Raw genomic sequence first — 24,701 nt, forward strand, 5'->3', positions numbered from 1 at the left:
GGCTCGGCGTCCGGCGCGGTCGGTGCCGTGGGGGGTGAACAGTGGGCTGGCCGAGGCGCGGCGTGCGCGTCGGGAGGGCCGGTGAGTCATCGCTGGCATGCCGTCGTTCGGGTGCGGGTGAGGTCGGTGGGGGTGGTTTTGCGTCTGACCGTGTGGCCTGCGGTGAGGTGGCGCTGGCAGATGGTGAGGACCGGCGGGCCTTCCGGGAGCCGCTCGGGCCGGCAGGCGGTGGAGTCCTGCGAGGCGGTGGGCAGGAGGTGGAAGGCGTCGTGGACCGCGGCGGTCGCCTGCCACAGCCTGGTGTGCGCGGTGGCGAGGTGCCGTCCGGCCGCCGGGTGCTGGGGGTGGGTGGTGTCGGCGAGCTGGTCGAGGAGCTGGTGGACGGCGGTGAGGTGCGCGTGGAGGGTGTCCAGGTGCGGGCGGTCCGCAGGTTCCGGCGCGTCCGGGGAGGCGTGGGTGGGGGTCCGGGCGTGGTGGCGGATGCCGGCGGTGGCCGCGCGGAGGTAGGGGTGCGCGTCGGCGGGGGACGGAAGAGGGGACAAGCGGGAGGCTTCCTTCTGCTGCCCTGACGGAGAGCGGGGCGGGGTCACAGGGCTGTGCGGGCGAGGGGGAGGGCGGCGAGGGTGAAGGCGTCGGGCTGCTGGTAGATCAGGCGGCGCAGGTCCACGCCGGCGGCGACGGCGGCGGTCTCGATCTGGGCGCAGGCGGTGTCGAGGAGGGCGTCGGTGTCGGCGGTGACGGTGATCAGTCCGGTGAGGGCGACGTCGGCGTGTCCGGCGATGAGCTGGTGTTCGCGCTGTTTGACGTCGGCGTACTCGACGGAGTCCTCTTCGTTCTCGACCTGGCCGCGCCGTGCGCGTTCGCTGGCGTCGGCGATGATCTGCGCCTTCTTGCGCCGCACGTCGCGCAGCGCGGATTCCAGGGCCTGGGGGACGTAGACGAGGGAGAGGCTGCGGCGGATGCCGGCGGTGAACATCAGCCCGTGCAGGAACCCGGCGCCCATCTCGATGCGCGGCCAGTTCTCCACCCAGTAGGTGGCGTGCCGGGCGGAGTCGGTGGCGATCCGGTCGTACTCCTCGACCTGGACGACGGGACCGGCGGCGGCCGGGTCCGCCTCGGCGCTTCCGCTGTCGGACCACTGCTGCAGTCCGGCGAGCGCCTTCGGGTCGTAGGCGGTGCGGATCACCGCGGCGATCTGGCGGGCGGTCAGCCAGCCGGTCACCGTGAGCCCGGCGCTGCGGGCGGCCTGGGCGACGGCGGCGGTCGTCTGTTCCATGACGGTGAACGCGCCCGGCAGGCCGCCGCCCGCCTGCCGGATCAGACGCCGGGCGGCCTTCAGATCGAGGGAGAGGGCGAGGTATGTCTCGTGGGGTGCGGCGGCGGGGCCTGCCGTGTCGACGAGTTCGCTGTAGATCTGCACCGCCACCGGCGCCTCGGGGCGTCCGTGGAGGTTCCAGTGGCGGGTGAGGGTGTCGCCGGAGTCGGGGACGGTACGTTCCAGGACCTGCACGGTGGCGATGTGGCCGCCGCGGGCGATGCCGGCCAGTGCACGTCCCCAGCCGGCCACGTTCTGGTTCTGGGTGGCCGGGTCGAGGAGGGCGAACGCGCGGCCGGTGACCCTGGCGACGGCGGTCAGCGTCTGCTGGTGCGGGTCCAGGACCGCCGCGGCCCCGTCGGGGGAGTCGCCGGGGGTGACGACCTTCAAGGAGGCGGCGGTCCCGGGCAGATGCAGGACGCCGTCCTGCCGGGGCCGGGAGACGGGGCGGGCCAGCCACAGGTGCTGCCCGGCGTTCCTGCGCAGCGCGTAGCGGGAGACGATCGGGGCCCAGTCGATCAGGGAGCGGCCGTCGCGCCGGATCGCTATCAGCGCCGTGATCGCCGCCCACAGCGGTGTCAGGACGATGGCGCCGATCAGGCCGGTGGTCATGACGGTCACCAGCAGCGTCCCCAACGCCATCGAGGCCAGGACAAGTTGGGGCAAGGACAGGCCGAGGAGGATGCCGCGCCGGGAGCGGTGGGGGAACTTCACGGTGACCGGAGCGACGGAGACTTCAGACATGGCGGCTCCGTAAGTTGTTTGGTGGCCCGGGAGCGGACAGCCGGTGGTGCCCGCTCCCGGGGGCAAGGATGGTCAGGGGCCGGTCGGTGACGGCGAGGACGGCGACGCACTGTCCGCCCCCGCGGACCGCGGACCGGATCCCGAGACCGCCGGCGTCGTCGTGGGCGGAGTGGAACGCCAGCCGCCCACCGGGCCTGGAGCAGCGCTCGCCGGTGCGGCGCTCCCCGCCTTGCCACCGGTCTCGGCCGTGCCGCTGGACGAGGCGGTGCCCGAGGCCCCGCTCTTGACCGGGGTGTCGGCGATGTCTCCGGGAAGGGGACTGGGGCCCTGGGGTGCTGCGGATCCGACGGATCCGGCACCGGCGGTGGCTCCGGCTGCCGCGCCGCCGCTGCCTGCGGTCGCCGCCGCGCCGGCCGCCTTCTTCGCGACGCGTTCCGTGTGCTGCTTCACGAGCTGGGCGCCGGCTCCGCCGGCCCGGTGCAGGCTCTCGGCGTCGGTGCTCTCGGCCGCCCAGTGGACGAACTTGAACGTCGCGTACGGGCAGAGCATCACGAGGAAGAGGATTACGGCGCCGGCGAGGACGTCAGCGAGGGCGCTGACGCCGTCCTTGGCCTCGGTGCGGCCCATCGCGGCGATGCCCAGGACGAAGACGATCGTCATCAGCAGCTTCGAGACGATGAGGGTGGCGGTGGCCTCGATCCATCCCTTGCGCCAGCGCCGCGCGGCCTCCCAGCCGCCTCCGGCCCCCGCGAAGGCTGCCAGGGTCACCAGGACGAGGATGCCGATCTTGCGGACCATCATCACGCACCAGTACAGCATCGCGCCGATCGCCGACCACAGCGTGGCGGTCGCCACGATCAGCCAGCCCAGCCCGCCGTGCGCGTTGAGCTGGGAGGCGTCGGCGATACGCCGCACGGCCGACTTCAGGTTCGTCCCGGAGGCTTCCATCAGTCCGGCGGACAGCGCGTCGACCACTTCGATCGCCACGGTCGTCAACGCGATTGCGCAGAAGGCGAACAGGACGCCGGAGGCGGTGCCGGTGAACGCCTGCCGCAGTGCCTGGCCGTCCCGTCGGACGGCCGCGCGCACCAGCTGCGCGCAGAACGTGCCGACCAGCGCGACCAGTGCGATGGGCAGGAGCGTCTCGTAGTTCTCCCGGAACCAGGGCGCGTTCAGGTCGACGCCGGTGGTGTTGTCGACCGCCTTGGTCACCATGTCCACGGCTGTCGCGGCGAACTCGGCGACGGATGCTGCCATCCAGTCACCCAGCGCGCTGCCCGGATCGGTGACGAAGTCGACGGCGTCACCGATGTCGCAGACCGTGTCCGCGACAGGAAGGTCACAAAAGGCCATGAGCGGCTGTCTCCTTCCTGGTCACTGGGCCACGCGCGGGGCGATAGCGACCAGCGAACAGTCCTGCGACGGGCGGCACTGCACGGCGAGCGTCACCGAGCGCGCCTCCGCGCCCTGGCCGCCGCTGGCCCAGGTGATCGTCTGCTTGCCGGTCACCGTCACGGCGTAGATGTACGCCTCGGTGATCGCCGAGGGATCCTCCGCCAGCGCCTGCTTGAACGCCGACGGATACCGAGCCTCGGTGACCTCGGAGGTCGCCCGCTGGTCCTGGTCGCTCATCCGTGCCCACAGGGCGGGGGTGGGCATCTGCCCGGAGATCGACGGCCAGTCCGCGTACTTGTCCTCGTCCGACATCCAGGACCGCATGGCGGCCAGTTGCTGCTGCTGGCTGGTGTTGCGGGTGTCGTAGGACCAGAGCATGAGTGCGGCGGCCCGGGCGAACGCGAGGGGATCGGAGATGTGCGGCGGTCCGGACGCTGTACTTGCCTCCGCGGGCGGTTCCTGGTCGCTGCTGCCGCTGGTTGGCGCGGACGAATGGCCCGACATAGAGGCGTCGTTGGGGTCCCTGGGGTCGTCGCGGGGTCCGGTGGTCAGCGCGATCACGGTGGTCACGGCGAGCAGCGCGACCAGCGCGAGTGCCGCCAGAGTGACGCGCCGGGGCGGCGTCCGGAAGGTGAAGGGGAGTCGCGGCATCGGCATCACTGCACCTGGGAGCCGAGGGCGGAGAAGAACGCGACGATGCCGTTGGCGGCGCCGAGACCGAGCGCGGCTCCTGCGGCGACGACGGCGCCCTTCTTCCCGTTCGCCTCGGCCTGGTGGCCACCGGTGTGGTGGCCCCAGGCCCAGACGCCCAGGGAGACGGCGAGCGCGCCGACGACGGCGATGATGCCGAACAGGTTGATGCTGCTGACCACGGTCTTCAGCACCGACAGGCCCGGCAGGCCGCCCTCCTTGGGGCTGACGCCCGGGTCGTAGGCGAGGAACAGGAGGTGTTCGGCGAGGGGTGACATGGGTATGGCGGAACTCCTTGCGTCCGGACCGCGCGGGACCGGAAGGGAACGGAATGAAGAGGGAGCGCGGGGATCAGACGACGCGGCGGGCGGCCAGGACGGTCCAGTCCTTCAGCGGGCTGATCAGGACCGGCCTGCCGGTGCGGGGGGCCTCGATCGCCAGGCCCTGGCCGAGGTAGATCCCGACGTGCTCGGGGCGCGCGGCGCTGCCGCGGCTGAAGAGCAAGTCGCCGGGCTGCAGGGCCTTCACCGGGACGGCTTTGCCCTCGTTGATCTGCGTGTAGGTGGTGCGGGTGAGGGTGATGCCGGCGTGGGCGTATGCCTGCTGGGTCAGCGAGCTGCAGTCGCAGCGGGCCATCGGGTCCGGGCCGTGAGGGTCGGTGCACGAGCCGCCCCACTGGTACATCGTGCCGAGCTGCCGCATCGCCCACACGATCGCCTTACGCGCCCGCGGGTCGGTGCCGGAGGGGATCGAGTACCCGTCCGGGATCGCACCCGCGGGGATGGGCCCGAACGCGGCACCGTCCTCCGGGCCGCACGACAGGCTCGAGGTTTCGTGTTCGGCGCTGTCGGTGTCCTCGCCCGCTGCGGGCAAGGTGGCGGCGATGGCTTGCTGTAGAGCGGTGGCGAGCGGTTCCCACTGGGCGTAGGCGTCCGGGTAGGCGGACCGCTGGACCGCCTGAGCGGCCTGGGTGACGGTCATCTGCTGCCAGCCGGAGACCTGGAGCAGGGCGGTGTAGAACCGCGTCGAGGCGTGGACAGGGTCGCGGATCTGGTCGGCGGTTCCCCAGCCCTGGGAGGGACGCTGCTGGAACAGGCCCAGCGAGTCGCGGTCCCCGTAGGTCAGGTTCCGCAGCCGCGATTCCTGCATGGCGGTCGCGAGCGCCACGACCTGCCCGCGGGGCGGGACGCCGAGGTTCACGCCGGTGGCGACGATGGTGCGGGCGTGGGGGATTTGCTCGTCCGGCAGGTCGAGGCCCTCGATCGGCTCGGCCGGAGTGTCCGCCCCGGCGAGGATCTTCTCGACCTGTTTGCGGATCTTGCCTGTGTCCGGGCCGGACAGGCAGGAGGAGTCGGACGCGGCGGAGGAGGTGACGGCCATGAGGACGACACCGCACAGGAGCAGCGGTGCCAGCACGACGGCCACGACGCCGACGGCCAGCGCCTTCAACCGGCGCGTTCCCTACGGTGGGCGGTGAGTTCGAGCGGGGTCGGATGGCGAGTCGTCACAACAAGAACCTTCTTGGACTGGGAGAGGGTGCGAGCGGCCTCGCCCCTGGGCGCGGTGAAGCGCCTTGGGCGGGCTGGCTCGGGAGGGCAGCAGGGAACGCTGCTGCCGCGGCGCGACGTGGTGGCGATGTGCCACGTCCGGGCATCGCGGACGGTCGTGCACCGCAGTGCGGGAGGCTTCCCCGGCTGCTGGGAGCAATACGGTAGGCCCGAATCGCCGGTCGACCAAATAGTTGCCTGGGAGGGGTCGGAATCCGACCCCTCCCGCTTGACTTTTTGGTCGACCGGCGATTCGCCTCTACAGTTCTCGCACTTCGTTCCTCGCCCACCCGGCGTGCGGCTGCGGGTTGTTGTTTGTGCTGCCCGAATACGAGCCCGCCGGACTTCTGTCGGTCGAGGAGCGCTGAATTCCCCCACACCTCACCCGAATACGGGGTACGCCCTTGCCTTTTTCCCTGCACCAGGGCGACGCGCTCACCGTCCTCGCTGAACTGCCGGACGACTGCGTCGACTCGGTCATCACCGACCCGCCCTACAACTCCGGCGGCCGTACCGCGAAGGAACGCACTTCTCGCGGCGCCCGCCAGAAGTACACCTCCGCCGACGCCGGCCATGACCTGCCGGACTTCGAGGGCGAGAACATGGACCAGCGGTCCTACGGCTTCTGGCTCACCCAGATCATGACCCAGGCCCATCGCCTCACCAGGACCGGCGGGACCGCGCTGCTGTTCACCGACTGGCGGCAGTTGCCCGTCACCACCGACGCCCTGCAGGCCGCGGGCTGGCTGTGGCGCGGAGTGCTGGCCTGGCACAAGCCGCAGGCCCGTCCGCAGAAGGGCCGCTTCACCCAGAACTGCGAGTTCGTCGTCTGGGGTTCCAAGGGCGCCATCGACGGCGACCAGCACCCCGTCTACCTCCCCGGCCTCTACTCGGCCTCCCAGCCGTCGGGGAAGAACCGGCGGCACATCACGCAGAAGCCCGTCGAGGTCATGCGCGAGCTGGTGAAGATCTGCCCCGAGCGCGGAACCGTGCTCGACTTCTGCGCCGGCTCCGGCTCCACCGGCGTCGCCGCCCTGCTGGAGGGCCGCGACTTCATCGGCGTGGAAAAGACCAAGCACTACGCCGCCGTGGCCCAGGAGCGCCTCGCCGAAAGTCTCCGGCAGACCCTCACCCAGGACGACTTCGACCTCACCGCGTAGCACCCGTACTCGACCGCACTACGCGCCCGGAGCATCCGTGTCGGTTGGCTCGGGCGCTTTCCCGTCGGCATTCCGCCGTTTCGTCTTCCGCGGCTTCAAGGAGGCCCAGCATTTCCACGCCCGAGTCCGAAGATCGCCGCGAACTCCCCGACGAGTCCGAGGAGTTTGCGCCGGTCCGCCTCCCCGAGGGGAACCTCGAGGAAATCGAGGCCAGCGTCCGCAAGCTGGTGGACCAGACCGCACGGCAGGCCCGCCAGCTCGACCACCTCGCCGCCGCCCCGCCGCCGTTCCCCTCCTTTGCGATGCCCGGGGTCGGCGGTCCGCTTGCGCCGCCCCCGCCGGAGCCTCGGCCGATCCTGGAGCTGGAGGGCGAGGAGTACGAGGACGAACTCGACGCGCTCACCGACTGGGTCGACGACTTCCTCATGCCCGTCTACGGCGCCGAGGTGACCACCGCCTCTCCCTGGTGCCCGCAGTGGCAGGAACACGATGTCGTCGTGGCGTGGCTGCATGCCCTGTGGCTCGCCTACCAGCAGCACAAGGAAGCCGACGCCGGGCTGAGCGGCATGCTGGTGTGGCACCGGGACTGCCTCCTGCACACCATGGCCGCCGTCCGCGCCCCCGGCGGACCCTTGTCGGCGTGCATGACCTCCCCCGACCGCCCCGCCCACCGCATCCTGCCCGGTCCGCCGCCCTCCACCCGGGCCGAGAAGGCCGCCACCCGCGAGGAGGCGGCGGAGGCACACGACGATGACTCCGAGGACAAGGAGTCCGACGGTCCGATCGAGCGTGCGCGGTGAGCGGGGGAGTGCCGGCCTTCGGCCTCAGCTTCGACCCCCGCGCCCTCACCGACCTGCTCCAAGCGCCCGGTGACATCCGCGACCTGGCCCTCCTGCAGCTGCAGGAAGTGGTCAACGCAGAACGCTTCGGCCGCGAGCTGACCGGTGACCTCTCCGGCTACCGCAAGCTCGTCATCGACTACCGCAAGGAATGGCGCCTCGTCTACACGGTGCGCCCCGCTCCGCCAACCAAGCACCTCAACAAGGAGGTTCACGTGGTGGCGGTGCGGCCCCGCGCCCGCAACGACATCTACGACACCGTCGGGCACCGGCTGGGCATGAAACGCCGCCCGGTGAGCTCGCGGACCCACGCCGCCCGCTCCCGCTCACCGCAGCTCATCCACCGCGTCACCCCGGCCGCCCTCGCGGCCGTCCCGCAGCGCTCGTCCGGTCCGGCCGTCCAGACCGCGGCCGCCCCCGGCCTACCCGCCCGACCCGCCGCAGCCACGCGGCGCCCCGCCCTGTGACCGAGGAGCCCTCCGCTTGATCGAACCCGACTACCGCCTGGACGGCTACGCGCCGGCCGACGCATGGATCAAGGGCGTCTTCCAGCAGGTCTTCGAGGCCGAGCTGCACACGCTTGCCGTCCTCGCCGAGCACCACACTCTCGACGGCGCCCACAGCTACTTCGTCCTCCACGACACCGCGGCCACCTGGGGGCCTCCGCACACGTCCCAGGTCCTCGCCCTGCACCTGCGCCGAGACATGGCCTCTTCGACGTACCGCTTCGCACACGAGCGGCTGCCGCTCGCCGCGATGGTCCAGTCCTGGCTCATCCAGCGCGGCTGCCCCGCAGACGCCGTCGCCCTGGGCCCGGACGTCGGCACCCAGCCGGCGGACGACACCACCCGCGCCCTGGAGCAACGTGTCCGCGGTGACGCCGGCCACTTCAGCTTCCTGGACAGCTTCACCCGCGACCACCCGTACGACGTGCTCACCCTTGTCGTGCTCCGCTCCCGCGACGCGTCCGATCCTGCCCGCATCCGAGTGCTGTGCGAGGAGGCCGACCTCAACGCGGGAACCCACACGCTGCGCGAAGGCGGCTTCAGTACGGTCGCCGACGCACTGGCCTGGTGCGACCAACGTCTTGCCGCGCTGGAGATGGACCTGCCACCGGTCGACCGGGCGACCTCACACGCGGGGCACGTCGCGAGCCCGCCGGCATCGCCCGCGAGAACCGTTCCAGGGCGCTCGCGATGACCGCGTGCGGGGCGGGGCCGGGCGGAAGATAGCCGACGATCGCCGGTTAGCCAAACCGGCGTATCCGCGGACTCTGGTCACAGCCGAACGGGGGCACTGCCCTCGGCGGCCATCCCGCCCATTTCCTCTTCGCTGTACGGAGGTTACGTCCGCATGCCCTTCCACCGACCACAGTCGCCCGCTGTCGCTGCCGGCGACACCGATGATGTCGTCGGGCTCCTCACCGAGCAGATCGAGCAGCGCTTCGAGATGAGCATGGGCGACCTCGCGGCGGCGGTCGCCGCAGCCCCGCAGGCCAATCCCGCCGCCACCGAGGTCGTGCACTGGCACCGGCTGCTCACCGAGTCCCAGGCCGAGCTGGCGCGGGCTGAGGACCAGCTGCTCGCAGCACTGGCCACCCAGCACGGCGAGGTCGACCAGCCGACGGTGGCTCTCGCCTACCGCGTCGACGAGGCGGTCACCGTCCGCGACGGACGCGCCATGACGGTCAGGTTCCTCCTCGACCCGGATGAGGCACTGAGGGAGAGGTTCGCCGCCCGACGCACCACCACCAACACCGACACCACTGGGGTGCGTCGTGGACCGGCGGTGCCCACCAGCCCGGCGGTCCCGGCCGCACCGGCGTCCGCCACCCGTCCGAGGGGCAGCCAGGTGAGCGTCCGCGACAAGCCGTGCAGCCAGGACCAGCGGCTGGAGTCCGTCTTCGGCTCCCCGATCGGCGCACTCTATGCCCAGGCGGTCGGCCCGGACGCCCCGCCGGCACTGGCCAGGGCCCTGGAGCTGCGGTCCTTCCTCGCCCTGGCCGAAGAACAGCTCGTCCGCATCCGGGACCGCGTCCACGCCACCACGGCACCGGACCGGAACCTGAACACCCTCTCGTCGGACGCCCTGCGCATGGACGCGTCCTGGAGGGAAGCCGCGCTGTCCGCCCGCAACGGCTACCTCTCCGCCCTGGAAAACCTCCTGCAGGTCATGCCGCCGCCCCCTGCGCCCGCTCCGGCCATCCGCACCACACAGCAGACCTTCAGCACGACCCCGCCACCGCCTGCCCCCTCCCACACGGGCCTCGTTCCCGCGCGCCGCTCATGAAAGCCGCCTCTTGGCCCACCCCACCTCCCTCGAGATCGCCGCGCAGATCGAGGAGCTGTACGGCGCGCCCCTGAGCGACCTTGAGGCCCTCGCGCGGCAGAGGCCGCCCGGCATGCTCTCCGCACTCCTCGACGGCTGCCACCGGCTGGCCCTCGCCGAGCAGAGCATCCGCCACACCCGTCACCGTCTCGTTGAACTCGTTTCTGCAGCGGCGCTGTTCGGGCCGGCGGAGGTCTCCCACCTCCTTGACGCCGCCCGCCGCCTCGCCGAATCGGTCGCCGTGCGCGACGCACAGGCCGCCACCACCGCAGCGGTCCTGAGCAGCCTCGGCCGTACCGACGCCCCCGCAACGCCAGGCGCCGACCTGCCGCTGCCTCCGCCCTCACCTGCCCCGCCCCTCCGCGCGTCCGTCCCGCACTGACGAACACCGCAGCCGTCCCTATGTCTGGAGCGCTCCCTGTTGAACACCACCGCTCTGCCTGCCGCCGACGAAGCCGACGTCGCCCGGGTCACCGAAGCCCTGCGGATGGTCACCCCGCGCTGGCACGCGCGGATCCTGCTCGCCCTGAACCAGCCGCCGCAGCGCTACACCGACATCGCGATCTCGCTCCCCTACCTGCAAAGCGGCCAGCTCCACCCGAAGCTGCGCGCCCTGTGCGACGCCGGGCTGGTCGAGCGCACCGAGCACTCCTCCCGCCACGTCACCTACGGCCTCACCGGTCGCGGGCAGCAGCTCCTCCCGGTCCTCCACATGCTCGGCGCCTGGGAGCACCAGCACTTCTCCGCCGTTGCGCTGCTGCCGCTGGTCGACCGCGTCGAGCGGGCTCTGGCACGGCTGTCGCGCCAGCAGACCCCCGCGATCCTGTGGGCGCTGCGACGCAGGCGGGAAGCGAGCGCCCGGTCCCTCGCCCACCTGGTCATCCCGGACGCGCACTGGGCGAACGTCTACACGCCGCTGCGGCGGCTCGCTGACGACGGGCTCGTCGTCAGCGCCGGCAAGGGACGCCCCTACCGCCTCTCACCCGCAGGGGAGGCGCTTTCCCCGGTCCTCGCCGCGCTGTCGGTGTGGGCCGCCGGACGCCCGATGACGGAGGCCGCGACCCACCGGCTCTGGGGCTGGGCCCAGCACCGCGCCGAGACCACGTTCAGCCCGCGCCCGTGGACGAGTCACCAGTCCCAGCTCCCGGCCCCTCCCGCCCGGCCCGGACCTCCCCGGGTGCCCACGGCCGCACGGCGGGCCCCGCACGCGGCCTGGCAGCACCACGACCTCTTCTCCCACCCCGCAACGCCCATGGCGCCCATGGCGCAGATGGCCGGAGCCACCCGATGACCCCCACCTCCACCACCGCCCTCACCCCGTGGGCCGTCCACACGGCCTTGGCCTACCGCCCCGTCATCCGCCTGGTCAGCGAGATCGCCGACCACGGAGCCATCCCGCACTACGCCCTCATAAGCACCCTGAGCGACCTCTCCCGCACCCAGATACGCCGCGCGGTCCGCCGGGCCGACAGCCTGCATCTCCTTCGGCGAACCCCCACCAGCAGCGCCCTGTCCCCCGCGGGAGAAGAACTCGCGGACGTCTACGAAGCCGTCGCCCGATGGGCCCGCCGGCACAACTACCCGGCACCGGTCTGGGACTTCGCCGATCGCGTCCACCTCGCTCTCGACCTCCTGATCGCAGAGCCCCGCCCCATAGTCGGTTATGCCTTCGCCGGCCACAACGCAGCGGAACGAATGCTGACCGACTGGATCGCCCATCACGCCCAGTCCATGGTCCCCGGCGGGCCGAGCGAGGGCCGTGCGTGAGCCGTAGCACCCTGCTGCGCCGGACCTACCTGCCCCGGGCCGCCGACGCCGCCGCGTTCGCGATGGGCACCTACGGCATCCCACTGCTTGTCCTGGCCACCACCGGCTCCGCGACGCTGACGGGTCTTGCCTTCGCTCTGGAGTGGATCCCGCGCCTGGCCGCCTTCCCACTGGCCGGAGCCCTCGTCGACCGCTACGGCACCGCCCGGATCTTCCAGGCGGCCTGCCTGACCCGGGCCGCCGTCGTCCTGGCCGCGGCAGTCGTTCTCACGAGCGTCGAACCCCACACCGTGGCGGCGACCACGGCCGTGATGTTGCTCGCCGCCGCGACCGGTGTGCTCACCGAGGTCAGCTACGTGGCGGTGGAGACCTCCGGCAACGCGGCGAGCCACGAACCAGGGCGCCGAGCACACCAAGTGCAGTCGGTGCTGCTGGGCATCGACCAGGTCGCCACACTCGCAGGCCCTGTTCTCGCCGGACTCCTCCTGGAGCACGCGGGCCCGCAGGCCATGCTCGGGACCTTGGCCGGCTTCTCCCTCCTCGCCGCCGCCCTCGGCCCACGCCAGGAGACCCGGGAAGAGACGAACGCGGCTGGGGGAAAGCGGAAGGGGCTGCGTGCGGGATGGGCGACCTTGCGGTCCTTGCCCGCCCTGGCCTGGCTGGTCGGCGGCCTGGTCGTCTCGAACACGGCTGTCGGCCTCCTCCAGGCGGCCGTTCCCGTCCTCGTGGTCACGGAGCTGGGCCACTCCAGCGCGGACGCCGGGGCGATCTGGTCGGTCGCGGCAGCCACCTCCCTGCTCGCCGTGACCGTCTGCCGACGGGCCATCGACCGCTGGGGCCTGTGGCCCGCCGGAGCCGCCTCCGCCGTCCTCGCCGCGACCGCGACCCTCGCCATTGCGACGGCCGACACCTACCGCGGCTATCTCCTGCTGATCGCCGTCCTCATGGCCGGCGAAGGCGGCCTGACCGTGGTCCTGCGCACCCTGCGCGCCCACCTGATCCCCAGCGAGACCTTCGCCAGCACCCTCGCCGTCACCATCCTGCTGCTCCTCATCCCCTTCCCCCTCGCCGGTCTGGTGGTCGCCGCCGTTCCGCCCGCGGACCTCCCGCACGCCGTCGCCGTGACCGCTGTGCTCCAGACCATCGGCCTTGCCGTCACCTTCGCCCGCCTGCGGACCCTGCGCGCCGTCCCGGCCGTCACGACCTGACCGCGCCCTTTCGCCCGAGTCGTAGGAGTCCACCCGCACCCATGCCCGCCACCACGTCCGTCCAGCGGTCCGACTACGCCCGGCCGACCATCAGCGAACAGTTCCACGCCTTCGACGCCGCCCACCCCTGGATCTACACCTCCCTCGAGCGGCTGGTCGCCCAGCGCCTCGCGGCAGGCGCCACCCGGGTCGGCATGAAGGCCCTCTTCGAGGTCCTGCGCTGGCGCCGCCCGCGAGGGATCACCGGCCTCAACAACAACTACACCGCCCTGTACGCCCGCCGGCTCATCGACGAGCACCCCGAGTGGGCCCCCGCGATCGAGATCCGACGCCGTCGCAGTCCCTGACCGCCGGTCTCACGCACCGTCGTCCGATTCTCTCCACCTTCTGGTTCTGGAGTTCCGCGCTTGTCCCACAGTCCTGTCGTCCTGCTCGTGGCCCCCACCGGCGCCGAATCCGAGGGCTACCGCGGCTACTGCCTGCGGTCCGTGGCCGCCGCCTACGACGTCGTCCTGATCACCCAGGAAGAGCCCTCCTGGGAAGTCCCCTACATCCGGGACTGCGTGGTCGTCCCCGACCCCACCGACCAGACCCAGCTCGACCAGGCCGGGCAGGCGCTCGCCGAACGCTGGAACCTGGCCGGGGCGCTCACTTGGACCGAGTGGTACCTCGTGCCCGTCGCCCGGCTCGCCCACCGCCTCGGACTGTCCGCCAACCCGGTGGAGGCCGTGCTTGCATGCCGTGACAAGGCCGCCGCCCGGCAGTTGTTCGACCGGCACCAGGTGCCCTCAGCGATCTCCTGCAGCGTCCGCAGCCTTGGGGAAGCCCAAGCCGCCGCCGAGCAGATCGGATTCCCGGTCGTCGTGAAGCCGGCCGCGCACGCCGCCAGCGTGGGCGTGGTCCGCGCCGACGACGCCGAACAGCTCACGACCGCGTACCGGCATGCCGCCGAGGCCGCCGCCCAGGGGAAGGAGAGCACCGACGTCCTGGTCGAGGAGTACCTCGACGGCCCGGAAATCTCCGTCGAATGCGTCACCCGGCACGGCAGCACCACGGTGGTCGCGGTCACCCGCAAGACCGTCGGCATGGCCCCGCACTTCGAGGAACTCGCCCACTGCGTCGACGCCGCCGACGAGCTGCGCGAGACCGTGGCGCCGGTGGCCCGGGCGGCGATCACCGCGCTGGGCGTCACCGACGGCGTCAGCCACATCGAGATGCGCCTCGTCGACGGACGCCCGCGCCTGATCGAAGTCAACGGACGCCTCGGCGGCGACATGATCGGGCACCTGGTCCGCCTCGCCACCGGCATCGACCTGACCCGCGCGGCGGCCGACATCGCCTGCGGACGCACCCCCGCCCTGACGCCCACCAGGTCCTCGGCCGCCGCGGTCAAGCTGCTGTACCCGACCACCTCGGGCACCGTCACCCGTCTGCGGTTCCACGGCACCCAGCCGTGGCTGGACACGGTGTACTTCCAGCGCCGTCCCGGCGATGAGGTGCTGCTGCCCGCCGACGGCGGCGACACCTTCACCGCCCGCATCGGCTACCTCGTCGCCACCGCGAGCACGGGCGCCCAGGCCGGCGATCGTGCCGAGGAGGCCGCCCGCGGACTCACCGTTCACGTGCGCCCGCGCACCGGCACCGTCCGGCGGGAGGCCGGCGCGTGAACCGCCCCACCCTCCTCGTCCGGCGCTGCCGCGTGCTGCTGACTGGCTACTACCTCGGCCTCGGCGTCGTGATGGCTGTCTGGGGCGCGCGGATGCCGTCGATCCAGAAGTCAGCCGACCTGTCCACCGCCCAGCTGTCGCTGGTGATGCTGGCCGCCGCGCTCGGCATGGTCGCCGGACTCCAGACAGGCGGGCGCCTCACCCGCCCCGACCGCGTTCCCCTCCTGCTGACCAGCGGGGCCGTCGGCCTGGCCGGCAGCCTCGCCGTCCTCGGCCAGTGCGACAGCCTGCCCACCCTCTCCGCCGTAGCCCTGCTCTTCGGCCTCACCCACGGGGTGCTGGACGTCGCCGTCAACACCGCGGCGGTCCGCTGCCAGAACGCCTACGGCCGGCCCATCATGTCCGGCCTGCACGCCTCCTACTCCATCGGAGCCCTCGCGGGCGCGGCCCTGGCCGCCGTCACCGCCCGCACCGCCCACAGCCTCCTCTTCCTCATCACCGGTCTCGCTCTCGCTGTCGCCGCGCTCGCCGCCATCCCCGGCGCGCGTTCCACGACCGGTGGGGAGGATCCGTCCAGCAGCGGGCGGGACGCCGATCAGCGCCTGCCCCGCGACAGGATCTGGCTGCTGGGAGCCCTGGCCGCGGCAACCCTGCTGGGCGAGGGAGCGGCAGCCGACTGGGCCGCCGTGCACCTCGACGGCCTGCACGCCTCCACCGCCCTGAGCGCCGCCGCGTACGCCTGCTACAGCGCCGCGATGGCCACCGGCCGCCTCACCGGCGACCGCCTCACCGCCGCCTTCGGCGCCCGCCTCGTCGTCCAGACCGGTGCTCTTCTGGCCGCCGCCGGCCTGGCCGCCGGAGTCCTCGTACCCACGACCGCGGTCGCGCTCGCCGGCTGGACCCTGTTCGGTCTCGGCTTGTCCCTCACCGTTCCCTGCCTGATCTCTGCCGCCGGTGCCGGTGGTCCCCAGGCCGTCGCGACCGTCTCCGTCACCGGCTACCTCGGCCTGCTCGCCGGCCCCGCCCTCATCGGCGCCATCGCCACCCTCACCAGCCTGCCCACCGCCCTGCTGCTGCCCGCCCTGCTTGCCGCCGCAGTCGCCTTCCTTTCCCGCCGAGCCCTGGAGCCCCACACCTCATGAAGCCCTCCAATCCGTCCGCTGTCGTCCTCGACTTCAACGGCGTCCTGGGCGTCCAGCCCACCGCAGCCATGTGGGAGAACCTGACGGCCACCGCCGGGTGGCCCGCCGACCAGAGCGACTACTTCAAGGCCGCCTTCTGGAACGCCCGCGACGCCTACGACGCCGGCACCATCACCGACGCGGAGTTTTGGACCACCGTCCTCGGCACCGAACCCACCCCGCGGCACCTCGACGAGCTGCGCGCCGCGGACACCGCCATGTGGACCCGCACCGACGACCGCGTCCTCGCCGTCCTCCGCCGCATCCGCGAGGCCGGCCTGCCCCTGGTCCTGCTGTCCAACGCGCCGAGCATGCTGGCTGACGCCCTCGACGACAGCTCCTGGCGCCGGGAGCTGTTCACCGAGGCCGTCTACTCCGCACGCCTCGGGCTGTGCAAGCCCGACCCCGCCGCCTACCAGCAGGCCCTCGCCGCGACCCGCACCGCACCCGAGCACGTCCTGTTCGTCGACGACCGCCTCGACAACTGCGCCACCGCCCGCGAACTCGGCATGCACGCCCTGCACTTCACCGGCGACGCGACCGAACTCGCTGCCGCCCTCGCCCTCTGAACACGCCCCGCAGCTCGCAAGGACCCGCGTGCCCCACCCCGAAGACCTCGACGGTGACGTCTACGTCTCCCCCCGGCACCTGGCCGGCTCCACGTACACCGGTGACCCCGCCCTCGAACCCCTCCGCGAGATCGGCTGGGACCTTCACCATGACGATCGCGGCAACGCCTACCTGAACGCTCCGGACGGCAAGGTCCGCCTGGGCTACCTGCCCGAAGGCGACGACGACGGACTCTGGCGGATCAACGCCTACCGCGACGCCTTCGCCCCACCCGCCTGGGGCGTCTGCTTCAACGACAGCTGCCCCACCGAATTCGTCACCGCCTTCACCACCACCCTGGCCAAGCTGTACCAGCAGGGTCCGGAGAGCTACCTCGCCCGGCCGCTCATCGGGAGCAGGGATCAAGATCCCTTCCTCGGCGTGGTTCCGCTGCTGCGCCGCGGCTGGGTGATCGACCGGCCCCGCTGGGGCGTCTTCGCCGTCGACTCACCCGACGGCCTCGCCCACCTCGAATACACCACCGGCGACCTCGACCCGGGAATTGAAGTCACCAGCCGCACCGCCCGCTGGCACCTGTGGGCGGGCACCTCGGTGAACCACCCCTACTGGTACGCCACCGCCAGCACCGACACCCCCGTCCCGCTGCTCGCGGCCGTCACGGACAGCGTCTCCGACCCGGCTCCCGTCCTGCGCTGGCAGAACGAGCGCTCCAGCTATCAGGCCACGGCCCACGTCACCCCGATTGTGCCACCCGGACCGCGCGTCCCCACCCCGCTCGAGGCAGCCCGGTCCGCCCGCCGCCGGCCCGCAGCGCCGGCCACCTCCAGCGTTCCCCGCTGGACCACCAGCACCAGCCGACGGGCCCTTCCCGGCCCGCGGCACTGAGATCGCCCGGCCCCCTGACGAGAGGTGCCTCCATGGCCATGCACGCCCAGACCTTCTTCCTCGACCATTTGCGGCTGCCGTTCCGTGACGCCGTCATCGTCGGCAGCTCGTTTTACGCGGTACCCGAATCCGACTCACCCCTCCGGCTCCGGATCACCTTCGCCCGCACCATATGCGCCGACGAGTACGAGGGCCTCCGCCTGACCGTCCTCCACACCGACCGGGGCGAACTCGACGCCGTCACCCTCCGCTTCGAAGACCACCACACCTTCGACCACCGTGACGCGTCCCGGGGCCGCCGCCCCAACGAATCCGGCTACGCCACCATCAGGGAATTCCGCGACAGCCCGGACTGGGTTCCCTGGAAGGGCGCCCATACCAACCGTCTCCGAGACGCCATCGAGCAGTACGCCACCGTCTGGTTCCCTGCCACAAAGGCGACTACCGCCCCCTCCCCAACGGCACACCGCGCTACGGCCCCACCGCCGACGCCACCTGTCTCCGGCCGCGCCCGTTGACCTCCACTAGGCCCGAATCAAAGGAACCCCGCCCCTTGCACAGCCTGAACACTGGCCGCCTCCCGCTCGCCATGGCCCTGGCAGTGACCGGCTCCCTCGCCCTCACCCCCACGGCCTCCGCCGAAGCGATCAACCCCGCTCCCAACTCTGCCGCCTCGGCCAGCCCTGACGAGAAGACGACCTTGGGAAGCGTCCACATCACCAAGGAAGACCCCGCCGGCACCCGCCTCGCCGGCACTGCCTTCCTCCTCCTCGACGCCACCGGCCAGGAGGCCGCCAGCGGAACAACCGACGCACAGGGCCAGCTCACCCTGGCCGAACTCCCAGCAGGCGTGTACCGCCTCCGGGAGACCTCCTCGGGCAGCCCTCTGCACGACACCGTCCCCGATCAGGACGTCATCATCACCCCCGGCGGCACCACCCGCCTCACGATCGTCGCCCCGTTCAAGCAAGCCCATCTCCTTCTCCAGGTGAAGGACGACAAGACCGGCAAGCTCCTGTCCGGTGCCCGCGTCAACATCGGCTCCTCCGGCACCACCCTGCTCACACTCACCACCGGGCCCAGGGGAACAGCCTCCGGCGACCTGCCGATCACCAGCCTCACCACCCGCTTCTGGGCCAAGCAGGTCAAGGCCCCCGCTGGCTACCAGCTCCCCAAGATCAGTAAAAACTTCACCGCCGGCCCGGCAGCCCAGGTCAGTGTTACCTTCTCCGACTCCAAGATCCCGGCCCGGCCGCAGCCGCCGACAGGGGGCAACCCTTCATCCGAACCGACCGACACGGTCACCAACGGCAAGGACACGGACAGCGTGGCGCTGGACAGCGGGCGGAGCTCTGGCCAGCCGGAGAGCAGCCCTGCCCCGGCGGGCAGCGCACCCGAGGCCGGTACGAAGGCGGCTCCGAGAGGCACCCTCGCCCACACCGGCGCCGACCGTAGCCGCTGGCTTCTCGGCGGAGCCACCGGCCTGCTTGTCGCAGGAGCCGGAGCGATCTTGGCCGCACGCCGCCGAAGGCCGCACGACGCTGCCTAGGCGGTTTCGTCACGGAACGCTTCAGCCGTCTGCGGACAGCCAGGAGGCTCGGCTGACCCGCACGTATCCTGCGGTCCGGTCCGCCTCCACCCCGTAACCGGCCTGGGTGAGGATCTCCTGGAGGGCTCGCTGCAGAGCGCTGCGGATGCCCTCGTAGGAGGCATCCGTTCTGCCCGCGGGGTCCAGCTCGTCCGCCGGCACCCAGCTCACGATCACCGCGTCCTGCTCCCGGCCAACCCTTAAGCCCGTCGCCTGCCCGGCGCTCGCCGACGCGATGTCGAAGCCGGCGCGGGCCAGCGTCTGGCAGACATCGGCGAACAGCGTCTGCGGAACTCCATCATCAGTCACGCACGAAACCTACACAGCCGATTCGCCGGAGCCGTAGGCAGCGCCGAAACCTCCTCGCCGCGGCGCGGACGAACAGCGCCTCCCAGACGTTTCGCAGCGCGATCAGATCCCGGTCACCGTTGTCGAGGAAGAAGAACCGCTCCAGCCCATTCGGACAAGCGCCCTAACATGATCGGCCGACGCCACATCTGAGACGGCAAGCACCTTCGCGGGGCAACGGGCGCCCGCAAGTCGGGAACCCCTGCGCCGCGTACAGCCTGGCATCAGATCCGAAGGAAGAGGGGCCTCTTGATGAGCTGCCGGGTGGACGCGGCACCCAGGAGACGGTCCTCCACTGGGTCAGCTGCCGGCGGCTCGATCAACACATGATGGCCACGCGCCCGTGTCGGGAGCGTGGCCATTCCTCGTTGCATTCCGATGCCGGTCAGTTGTCGGCGTACACCGTGAAACAGGGGTGTTCGGGCTGGCAGGCGGTCCGCATACGCTGCAGGACATGCCGTACGAAGTTCGCGACGCCACTGCCGAAGACCTTCCTGCCATCAACGCGATCGGCCGTGCCTACTCCCACCTCGGGGGCTGGGAGATCAATGATGCTGGTGGATCGCTACCTCTGCATGATGCCGAGTGTGTTTTGACCTGCGTGAGTGACGGACGGGTCCGTGGTTGGCTGTACGCGAACCTTCCGGGGAGCGGCCAGATTGTCATCGAGCGTGTGGTGACCGATGGTGAGTACAGGAGGCGTGGAGTGGGAACCGCGCTCATCAACGAGCTGGCTCGGCGATACGAGGACCGCTGTCTCGTTGCTGGCGTCGATCCTGACGATCGACCGTTCTATGCCGTGAACGGGTTTCTTGCTGCCGACGACCTCTTGGACCCGATGGTGCGGCCAGCCGTCACTACACGGACGTGCTGCTCGTTCCGTCCGAATGCCTCGGATCCTCACCCGGTCTATCAGCAGCTGCTTCCCGCGCACCAGGGACCGGCCCGTGCCTCGGAGGACGAACCCGGCGACCGCGTCGAGTGATCCGGTTCTGCTTCGAAAAGATCATGGCGTTGTGGCAGTTCGCCGGGGGCAGACAGGAAAGATCGACGAAGGACTGGCCAACGCCGGTGCACGCATGTCAACGTGGACGACCTCCTTAAAACCCAAGGTCAGCGAGGTGAACCCGTGACCGTGGCTTCCGCGAACACTGGATTCTCCACCACCGTCCGTGCCCTACGGCTGCGCCACTGGCAGCTCGGCCCCGGGCAGTCCCCCGTTGTCCTGCAGCAGTTCACCACCGAGGACTTCAACCTGGTGGTCGACGACCGCGCGGACGTGCACATCAACTCGAAGGACGGCCGTTTCTACCTTGGCTGGTTCCCCGGCGGCCGCCCCGGAACGGACGGAGAGGGCTGGAAGATCTCGGTCACCGGCACCGCGACGGAGCCCGGCTACAGCATGTCCTTCGGCACCCAGACGCCGGCCGATGTCGTCGCCGCCGCGGTGGCGGGCGTGCTGAGCACCAGCCGCCCCTTGTAGAAGTCTGACTGCCGTCGCTCCGGCACGTCCCACACGCATGTGTTCCCCAGCCCTTGGAGGCGCCCTGAACCCGAACTCGCCCCTCGACCGGCCTTCTCCCCATGGAGCTCTGCCCGCGTACTGGGTGGGCCCTCGTCACCTTGCCGGCGACGACGGACAGCTCTACGACACCGTCGCCGACGCCCTGACCGGCCTCGGATGGACGGCATTGACCATCGTCCGCGGCATCCACCAGGAGCCGGAGACGGCCGACGTGATCGAGGAGCGGCCGGTGCTGCGCAGCACCGTCCTGCACGTCAGTCCCGATGGTCTTCGGTGGGCGCAGTGGATGCTGGCGGACGAGCCGTTCCACCTCGGCGGACTGCCGATCGCATGGCAGGTCTGCGCCCGCGAGGACGCGAGCGACATGACCGCACGATGGTCCGCCTACTTCACGCCCGGCCTGCCGGGAGAGGCTGTGACGGACTTCCTCCTCGCCCTCGACGCCCGCCGGGGCTCGGCCACCTTCTTCGAGGGGCCCGAGCAGGTCGTGGCGTCGGTCACCGGCAACGGCTGGTTCCGGGACTTCGACCAGCCCGCCGCCGGGGCGACCGACCCCACGTTCACGTCGCACCTCTCCTTCGGGGAGGTACCGCCGCTGATCCAGAACGGCGATCCGGCGGCGCTGACCGTCGGGCCGCAGGAGGCGGGGCCGGCGGGATGGCAGGCGTGGTCCCAGACCGGGCCGGATGCCCCCTACCTGTGGGCGGCCAGCTTCAGCGCCGGGGTGCCGGCCAGCCTGGTCGCCGCGTTCACGTCCTCCCTCAGTTCTCCGGCACCGGTGCTGCGCCGGGTGCTGCCCGAAAGCACGAAGGACCGACTCCTCCGCGCCCCGGCCTGACCGGGGAAGAAGCCTTGAAACGGAGCCCGGCCGCGCGGTGTGCGCGGCCGGGCTCCGTCGTGTCGTGGCGGGTCGATCAGCGGCCGAGGCGGTTCTCCTGACCCTGCTCGCGGCGCGGCGCGCGTGCACTGGTCTGGGTGGAGGTGCGCTTTCGGGCCGGCAGGGGTGCGTCGGCGGGGAGGTCTGCGCTTCTGCGCAGGCGCCAGACGAGGACGTCGCTGAGGGATTCCGCGCTGTCCAGTTCGCGTTGGCGGGCGGCGTCGGTGAGGAGTTCTGCGGGGGAGTGGCCGGCGTTCTCGGCGTCGGCGAGGGTGGCGGCGAGGGCGTGCCAGCCGGGCTCGGCCAGGATGCGCTCGGCGTTCTCCGGGAGCACGGTCTGCAGCAGGAGGGCCTGCCGTCGTAGGACGGTGCGGCCGAGGAGGCGGCCTCGCCGGTGGTGCGCGGCGAGCGGGGGTGCGGCGGCGGTCTGGTAGGCGGCGCGCAGGTGTTCGGCCGCCTGGTGGGCGGCTGCGGCCTGCTGGGCGTGGTTCTTCCGGGCGTGCCAGTGCGCCGCGGCGGTGACGAGGAAGAACAGCATGTCGATGGCCATGGCGGTGGTCGCGCCGTCCTCGCCTCGGCCGAGGGCCGGTCCGCCGTGGACGAGGTCGCGGGCGGCCTGCCGCAGGGCCCGGTCGTGGCCGCGAGCGGCACGTACGTGGGACCGGGTCGCTCGCTCGAACGCCCAGGCCGCCTCTCGTAGTTCACGGCGGGTGTGGGCGGCGGACGACGCCGCCAGCGCGTCGAGGACCTCACCGGTCGCCGAGATGTGCGCGGCGGCCACCGAGTCGTCCGCGATCTCCAGGACGAGGAGGGCCTGCCAGGCGGCATCGGCGGACCGGCGCCGCGCGGCAGCCGGAGCGGCAGAGCCGCTCGCCGCCGTCGGGGAGGCGTCGTTCACCGTCTCCGGGACGGAGGCGCTCTCACCGGTCCAGCGCTCCCGGATCCGCGGCAGGGAGAGATCCGGTGCCAGGCGCGCTCCCGGATAGAAGACCGGGTCGCCGTCCTTGTTCCGGTCGTCCGGGAGGGCCACCTTGTAGCCCAGGAGATCTCCGGAGGGCGCGACGCGCTTGCGGATCAGCAGACCCGCCGCGGCGAGACGGTCGAAGAACTCCACCTCGCCGGCAGCGCCGGCAACCGCCTGGCGGACCGTCTCCCGCAGCTCCTCGCGCGCGGTGCGCTCGCGGCCCTGGCGCTCCGCCTTGTGCCGCTCGGCGCTGGTCGGGCGCTTCGCGCCGGTTCCGTCACCCTTGTTCAGGCGGCGCAGACCGAGTTCCACTTCGAGGGCGCGGGCCTGCGCCTGGACGCGGGCGGCGTCGTGATCGAGATCGGGCTTGTACCCGTCCTCGCGCATGAGGGTGGCGACGATGTGGATGTGGTCGTCGGCGTGCCGGACGGCGACCCATCGGCAGCCCGCGCCCTGCTCCGGGTCGTCGATGCCGGCGGCGGCGACCATGCAGCGGGCGACATCGCCCCATTCCGCGTCGGTAAGGATCCTGTCGGTGGGGCCGTTGCGTACCGACAGGTGCCACACGTGCTTCTTCGCTCTCTGCCTCTCGTCGAGCAGGGCGAGAGGCTGGTCGAGGAGCTGCTGGAGTAGCTGGTACGTGGCCTTCGGGTCGCGGCCGGGGTCGGGCGCGTTGTGGTCCCACGACGCCACGAGGTGCGGGTCGACGTGTTCCTCGGCCTTGCCTGGCCCGTAGAGGTAGTAGAGCAGTCCGATGGTGCGTGTTCCGCGCTTGTGAATCTTGGGGACCATGACGGTGCCCTAGTGCCGCTGGAGGAGCTGATCGGCGACGGCTTGGACGCGGTCGGTGGCCCTCCGTACTGCGGCCAGCACGGCGTCGATGTGGGTGCCTGCAGGCCGGTCGCCGGAGTTGATGGCCCTGGCGATCTGGTTGAGGTTGTTGCCGGCCTGGCCGAGGTTGCGACGGGCGGCGAACATCTCGGAGATCAGCTCCCGCTCGCCGGCGATGGCGCCTGCGGCGCGCTCCGGGTCACGGGCTGCGGCGAGCGCGCTGCGGGCGAGGAAGGCGGGCAAATTCGTACCGGATGCCGTGGCGGCCACAGTGAGGCGGTGCTTCTCGTCGTCGTTGAGACGGACGCTGCACACGTAGCTGCGCTTGGCCGCGGCGGGCTTCGGCGAGCGCTTGCGCGACGCGTTCTTCGTGGAGCGACGCGGGCGTCGGCGAAGGGACGTATTTCCTGGCTGCGATCCGCCCTCGGTCGCAGCCTCCTGGTCCAGCACCCCCCGGTGCTGGACCACTCCCGCCACCCCCGGGGCGGGACCGGCCAAGTCGCTCTGCCCCAACGGGGAAGAGTGACTTGGCCGATAACTTGCTCGCGCTGGGACCGAGTTGCTGGTCGGCAGGCGGTCCGGCGTGGTGCCGGTGTTGTCCGGGGTCGTCACGTGGTGGATCTCCTCTGGTGCCGCTACGGGGTGGCCCCCGGTGGCCGGGCAGTGGGCCGGCCACCAGGGGGATGGGACTGAAGTGGGCGGACTGGGTACGAAGGTCAGCCGCACTCAAGGCAGCGCTCGACGTGCCCGACCAGGGCCCGGGACATGCGCTGTTTCAGGCTTAGGGCCTGCGTGGCGCTGGTCTTGGCCGCTGGAGTGTCCGCGTGCCGCTGGGAGTGAGCGCTCAGACAGGCGATGTCGCGCTCGAATCCGGCCCGGATCCTGGTGAAGCGCGGGCAGGGCTTCATCGGCTGCTCCTTGATGTCGTGCTGTCCGCCATCGGCCTGCGCAGTTGCTGGAGTACGAGGCTGAGGCGGTCGTTCCGTCCGCCGGAGAGGTTCTCGCGGCGGAGAATCTCCCGGAGCTGGACCCGGGTGATCGCCTCGTTGCCGTCCCGTTCAAGCAGCTCCTGCACGTGAGGCCGCACCTGCTCGGTGAGCTCTTCCACGGTCGCCATCACCTTGGGAGAGGGACGTTGCCCGCGTGCAGCGCGGGATCGTCCGCTGCGGTTACCGGCCTTCGACTTGGGGACCGGCTTCCTCGGCAGCGGGACCGGTCCCCGGTCCCCGGTGGGTTCGGTCCCCGGGTTGGTGCGGGTCGGTCCCCGGTCCC

General features: G+C 71.6%; 28 protein-coding genes and 1 pseudogene. 19 read left to right on the top strand and 10 right to left on the bottom strand.

What is annotated here, in order from left to right; all coding sequences use genetic code 11:
- Positions 1–86 precede the first annotated feature (86 nt).
- The 6 genes from HW445_RS02945 to HW445_RS02970 form a co-directional block, all read right to left on the bottom strand.
- Complete coding sequence (locus tag HW445_RS02945) at positions 87–542, bottom strand: DUF6238 family protein (protein ID WP_180219458.1); 456 nt, start codon at positions 540–542, stop codon at positions 87–89.
- Between the two features lie 44 nt (positions 543–586).
- Entirely contained in the window at positions 587–2,059 is a 1,473-nt protein-coding gene (locus tag HW445_RS02950) for an SCO6880 family protein (RefSeq protein WP_180219459.1), read from the bottom strand.
- Positions 2,060–2,131: 72 nt separating this feature from the next.
- Positions 2,132–3,412, bottom strand: a complete 1,281-nt coding sequence (locus HW445_RS02955; RefSeq protein WP_180219460.1) for an ATP-binding protein — start codon at positions 3,410–3,412, stop codon at positions 2,132–2,134.
- Positions 3,413–3,433: 21 nt separating this feature from the next.
- Positions 3,434–4,105 (bottom strand): hypothetical protein, encoded by a 672-nt coding sequence (locus HW445_RS02960; protein WP_180219461.1) that lies wholly within the window; start codon positions 4,103–4,105, stop codon positions 3,434–3,436.
- Between the two features lie 5 nt (positions 4,106–4,110).
- Positions 4,111–4,422: a DUF6112 family protein gene (locus tag HW445_RS02965; protein ID WP_180219462.1), complete on the bottom strand. Its 312-nt coding sequence runs from the start codon at positions 4,420–4,422 to the stop codon at positions 4,111–4,113.
- Between the two features lie 73 nt (positions 4,423–4,495).
- Positions 4,496–5,593, bottom strand: coding sequence for a C40 family peptidase (locus tag HW445_RS02970; protein ID WP_180219463.1), 1,098 nt, complete (start codon positions 5,591–5,593; stop codon positions 4,496–4,498).
- 502 nt (positions 5,594–6,095) lie between these two features.
- Here HW445_RS02970 and HW445_RS02975 point away from each other — a divergent pair.
- The 16 genes from HW445_RS02975 (at position 6,096) to HW445_RS03055 (ending at position 18,845) form a co-directional block, all read left to right on the top strand.
- Positions 6,096–6,851, top strand: a complete 756-nt coding sequence (locus HW445_RS02975) for a site-specific DNA-methyltransferase (RefSeq protein ID WP_180219464.1) — start codon at positions 6,096–6,098, stop codon at positions 6,849–6,851.
- A gap of 227 nt (positions 6,852–7,078) precedes the next feature.
- On the top strand, positions 7,079–7,651 hold the full coding sequence (locus HW445_RS02980; RefSeq protein ID WP_180219465.1) for a DUF4913 domain-containing protein: 573 nt from the start codon (positions 7,079–7,081) through the stop codon (positions 7,649–7,651).
- Positions 7,648–8,157: a hypothetical protein gene (locus HW445_RS02985; RefSeq protein WP_308798211.1), complete on the top strand. Its 510-nt coding sequence runs from the start codon at positions 7,648–7,650 to the stop codon at positions 8,155–8,157. The genes HW445_RS02980 and HW445_RS02985 overlap by 4 nt, the downstream gene beginning before the upstream one ends.
- 16 nt (positions 8,158–8,173) lie before the next feature.
- Positions 8,174–8,890 (top strand): hypothetical protein, encoded by a 717-nt coding sequence (locus tag HW445_RS02990; RefSeq protein WP_180219466.1) that lies wholly within the window; start codon positions 8,174–8,176, stop codon positions 8,888–8,890.
- Positions 8,891–9,043: 153 nt separating this feature from the next.
- Complete coding sequence (locus HW445_RS34060) at positions 9,044–9,979, top strand: hypothetical protein (protein WP_306673263.1); 936 nt, start codon at positions 9,044–9,046, stop codon at positions 9,977–9,979.
- A 10-nt stretch (positions 9,980–9,989) separates the two neighbouring features.
- A complete protein-coding gene (locus tag HW445_RS03005) occupies positions 9,990–10,400 on the top strand; it encodes a hypothetical protein (protein WP_180219467.1) in 411 nt (136 codons plus the stop codon).
- 39 nt (positions 10,401–10,439) lie between these two features.
- Positions 10,440–11,309: a winged helix-turn-helix transcriptional regulator gene (locus tag HW445_RS03010; protein WP_257230801.1), complete on the top strand. Its 870-nt coding sequence runs from the start codon at positions 10,440–10,442 to the stop codon at positions 11,307–11,309.
- A complete protein-coding gene (locus HW445_RS03015) occupies positions 11,306–11,785 on the top strand; it encodes a regulator (RefSeq protein WP_180219468.1) in 480 nt (159 codons plus the stop codon). Before HW445_RS03010 ends, HW445_RS03015 begins: the two co-directional genes overlap by 4 nt.
- A gap of 62 nt (positions 11,786–11,847) precedes the next feature.
- Positions 11,848–12,993, top strand: a complete 1,146-nt coding sequence (locus tag HW445_RS03020) for an MFS transporter (RefSeq protein ID WP_180219482.1) — start codon at positions 11,848–11,850, stop codon at positions 12,991–12,993.
- A gap of 41 nt (positions 12,994–13,034) precedes the next feature.
- Positions 13,035–13,340, top strand: a complete 306-nt coding sequence (locus tag HW445_RS03025) for a hypothetical protein (RefSeq protein WP_180219469.1) — start codon at positions 13,035–13,037, stop codon at positions 13,338–13,340.
- 60 nt (positions 13,341–13,400) lie between these two features.
- On the top strand, positions 13,401–14,660 hold the full coding sequence (locus HW445_RS03030) for an ATP-grasp domain-containing protein (RefSeq protein ID WP_180219470.1): 1,260 nt from the start codon (positions 13,401–13,403) through the stop codon (positions 14,658–14,660).
- 71 nt (positions 14,661–14,731) lie between these two features.
- On the top strand, positions 14,732–15,802 hold the full coding sequence (locus tag HW445_RS03035; protein WP_257230807.1) for an MFS transporter: 1,071 nt from the start codon (positions 14,732–14,734) through the stop codon (positions 15,800–15,802).
- Complete coding sequence (locus tag HW445_RS03040) at positions 15,799–16,410, top strand: HAD family phosphatase (RefSeq protein WP_180219471.1); 612 nt, start codon at positions 15,799–15,801, stop codon at positions 16,408–16,410. Before HW445_RS03035 ends, HW445_RS03040 begins: the two co-directional genes overlap by 4 nt.
- A gap of 28 nt (positions 16,411–16,438) precedes the next feature.
- The gene (locus HW445_RS03045) at positions 16,439–17,296 is read left to right on the top strand and encodes a DUF317 domain-containing protein (RefSeq protein ID WP_180219472.1); all 858 of its coding nucleotides are present in this window, start codon (positions 16,439–16,441) and stop codon (positions 17,294–17,296) included.
- A 32-nt stretch (positions 17,297–17,328) separates the two neighbouring features.
- Entirely contained in the window at positions 17,329–17,814 is a 486-nt protein-coding gene (locus tag HW445_RS03050) for a hypothetical protein (RefSeq protein WP_180219473.1), read from the top strand.
- 35 nt (positions 17,815–17,849) lie between these two features.
- The gene (locus tag HW445_RS03055; RefSeq protein WP_257230802.1) at positions 17,850–18,845 is read left to right on the top strand and encodes a collagen binding domain-containing protein; all 996 of its coding nucleotides are present in this window, start codon (positions 17,850–17,852) and stop codon (positions 18,843–18,845) included.
- A 21-nt stretch (positions 18,846–18,866) separates the two neighbouring features.
- Here the strand turns inward: HW445_RS03055 and HW445_RS03060 are convergent, their stop codons facing one another.
- Positions 18,867–19,193, bottom strand: coding sequence for a hypothetical protein (locus HW445_RS03060; protein WP_180219474.1), 327 nt, complete (start codon positions 19,191–19,193; stop codon positions 18,867–18,869).
- A 493-nt stretch (positions 19,194–19,686) separates the two neighbouring features.
- On the opposite strand from HW445_RS03060, the gene HW445_RS03065 reads away from it, so the two are divergent.
- The 3 genes from HW445_RS03065 to HW445_RS03075 all read left to right on the top strand — a co-directional run bounded on the left by HW445_RS03065 (position 19,687) and on the right by HW445_RS03075 (position 21,595).
- Complete coding sequence (locus tag HW445_RS03065) at positions 19,687–20,217, top strand: GNAT family N-acetyltransferase (protein ID WP_180219475.1); 531 nt, start codon at positions 19,687–19,689, stop codon at positions 20,215–20,217.
- Between the two features lie 144 nt (positions 20,218–20,361).
- Entirely contained in the window at positions 20,362–20,715 is a 354-nt protein-coding gene (locus HW445_RS03070) for a DUF317 domain-containing protein (protein WP_180219476.1), read from the top strand.
- Positions 20,716–20,752: 37 nt separating this feature from the next.
- Positions 20,753–21,595, top strand: coding sequence for a DUF317 domain-containing protein (locus tag HW445_RS03075; protein WP_180219477.1), 843 nt, complete (start codon positions 20,753–20,755; stop codon positions 21,593–21,595).
- Between the two features lie 76 nt (positions 21,596–21,671).
- On the opposite strand, the gene HW445_RS03080 is transcribed toward HW445_RS03075, so the two are convergent.
- From HW445_RS03080 to HW445_RS32695, 3 genes and pseudogenes are all read right to left on the bottom strand, one after another.
- Positions 21,672–23,390, bottom strand: coding sequence for a relaxase/mobilization nuclease domain-containing protein (locus HW445_RS03080; protein ID WP_180219478.1), 1,719 nt, complete (start codon positions 23,388–23,390; stop codon positions 21,672–21,674).
- Between the two features lie 9 nt (positions 23,391–23,399).
- On the bottom strand, positions 23,400–23,942 hold the full coding sequence (locus HW445_RS03085) for a MobC family plasmid mobilization relaxosome protein (protein WP_257230803.1): 543 nt from the start codon (positions 23,940–23,942) through the stop codon (positions 23,400–23,402).
- Positions 23,943–24,333: 391 nt separating this feature from the next.
- Positions 24,334–24,701, bottom strand: a pseudogene (locus tag HW445_RS32695) (hypothetical protein); the annotation flags it as partial.

The organism is Streptomyces sp. UH6 (genome assembly GCF_013421635.1).
Lineage (GTDB): Bacteria > Actinomycetota > Actinomycetes > Streptomycetales > Streptomycetaceae > Streptomyces > Streptomyces abyssomicinicus.

What these genes read in the sequence shown, in the direction of transcription:
- HW445_RS03080 (WP_180219478.1), bottom strand. Translation starts at nt 23,390, where the DNA reads ATGGTCCCCAAGATTCACAAGCGCGGAACACGCACCATCGGACTGCTC.
- HW445_RS03040 (WP_180219471.1), top strand. Translation starts at nt 15,799, where the DNA reads ATGAAGCCCTCCAATCCGTCCGCTGTCGTCCTCGACTTCAACGGCGTC.
- HW445_RS03050 (WP_180219473.1), top strand. Translation starts at nt 17,329, where the DNA reads ATGGCCATGCACGCCCAGACCTTCTTCCTCGACCATTTGCGGCTGCCG.
- HW445_RS02965 (WP_180219462.1), bottom strand. Translation starts at nt 4,422, where the DNA reads ATGTCACCCCTCGCCGAACACCTCCTGTTCCTCGCCTACGACCCGGGC.
- HW445_RS03025 (WP_180219469.1), top strand. Translation starts at nt 13,035, where the DNA reads ATGCCCGCCACCACGTCCGTCCAGCGGTCCGACTACGCCCGGCCGACC.
- HW445_RS34060 (WP_306673263.1), top strand. Translation starts at nt 9,044, where the DNA reads ATGCCCTTCCACCGACCACAGTCGCCCGCTGTCGCTGCCGGCGACACC.
- HW445_RS02955 (WP_180219460.1), bottom strand. Translation starts at nt 3,412, where the DNA reads ATGGCCTTTTGTGACCTTCCTGTCGCGGACACGGTCTGCGACATCGGT.
- HW445_RS02960 (WP_180219461.1), bottom strand. Translation starts at nt 4,105, where the DNA reads ATGCCGCGACTCCCCTTCACCTTCCGGACGCCGCCCCGGCGCGTCACT.
- HW445_RS03015 (WP_180219468.1), top strand. Translation starts at nt 11,306, where the DNA reads ATGACCCCCACCTCCACCACCGCCCTCACCCCGTGGGCCGTCCACACG.
- HW445_RS03075 (WP_180219477.1), top strand. Translation starts at nt 20,753, where the DNA reads ATGTGTTCCCCAGCCCTTGGAGGCGCCCTGAACCCGAACTCGCCCCTC.
- HW445_RS02950 (WP_180219459.1), bottom strand. Translation starts at nt 2,059, where the DNA reads ATGTCTGAAGTCTCCGTCGCTCCGGTCACCGTGAAGTTCCCCCACCGC.
- HW445_RS03020 (WP_180219482.1), top strand. Translation starts at nt 11,848, where the DNA reads ATGGGCACCTACGGCATCCCACTGCTTGTCCTGGCCACCACCGGCTCC.
- HW445_RS03035 (WP_257230807.1), top strand. Translation starts at nt 14,732, where the DNA reads ATGGCTGTCTGGGGCGCGCGGATGCCGTCGATCCAGAAGTCAGCCGAC.
- HW445_RS03065 (WP_180219475.1), top strand. Translation starts at nt 19,687, where the DNA reads ATGCCGTACGAAGTTCGCGACGCCACTGCCGAAGACCTTCCTGCCATC.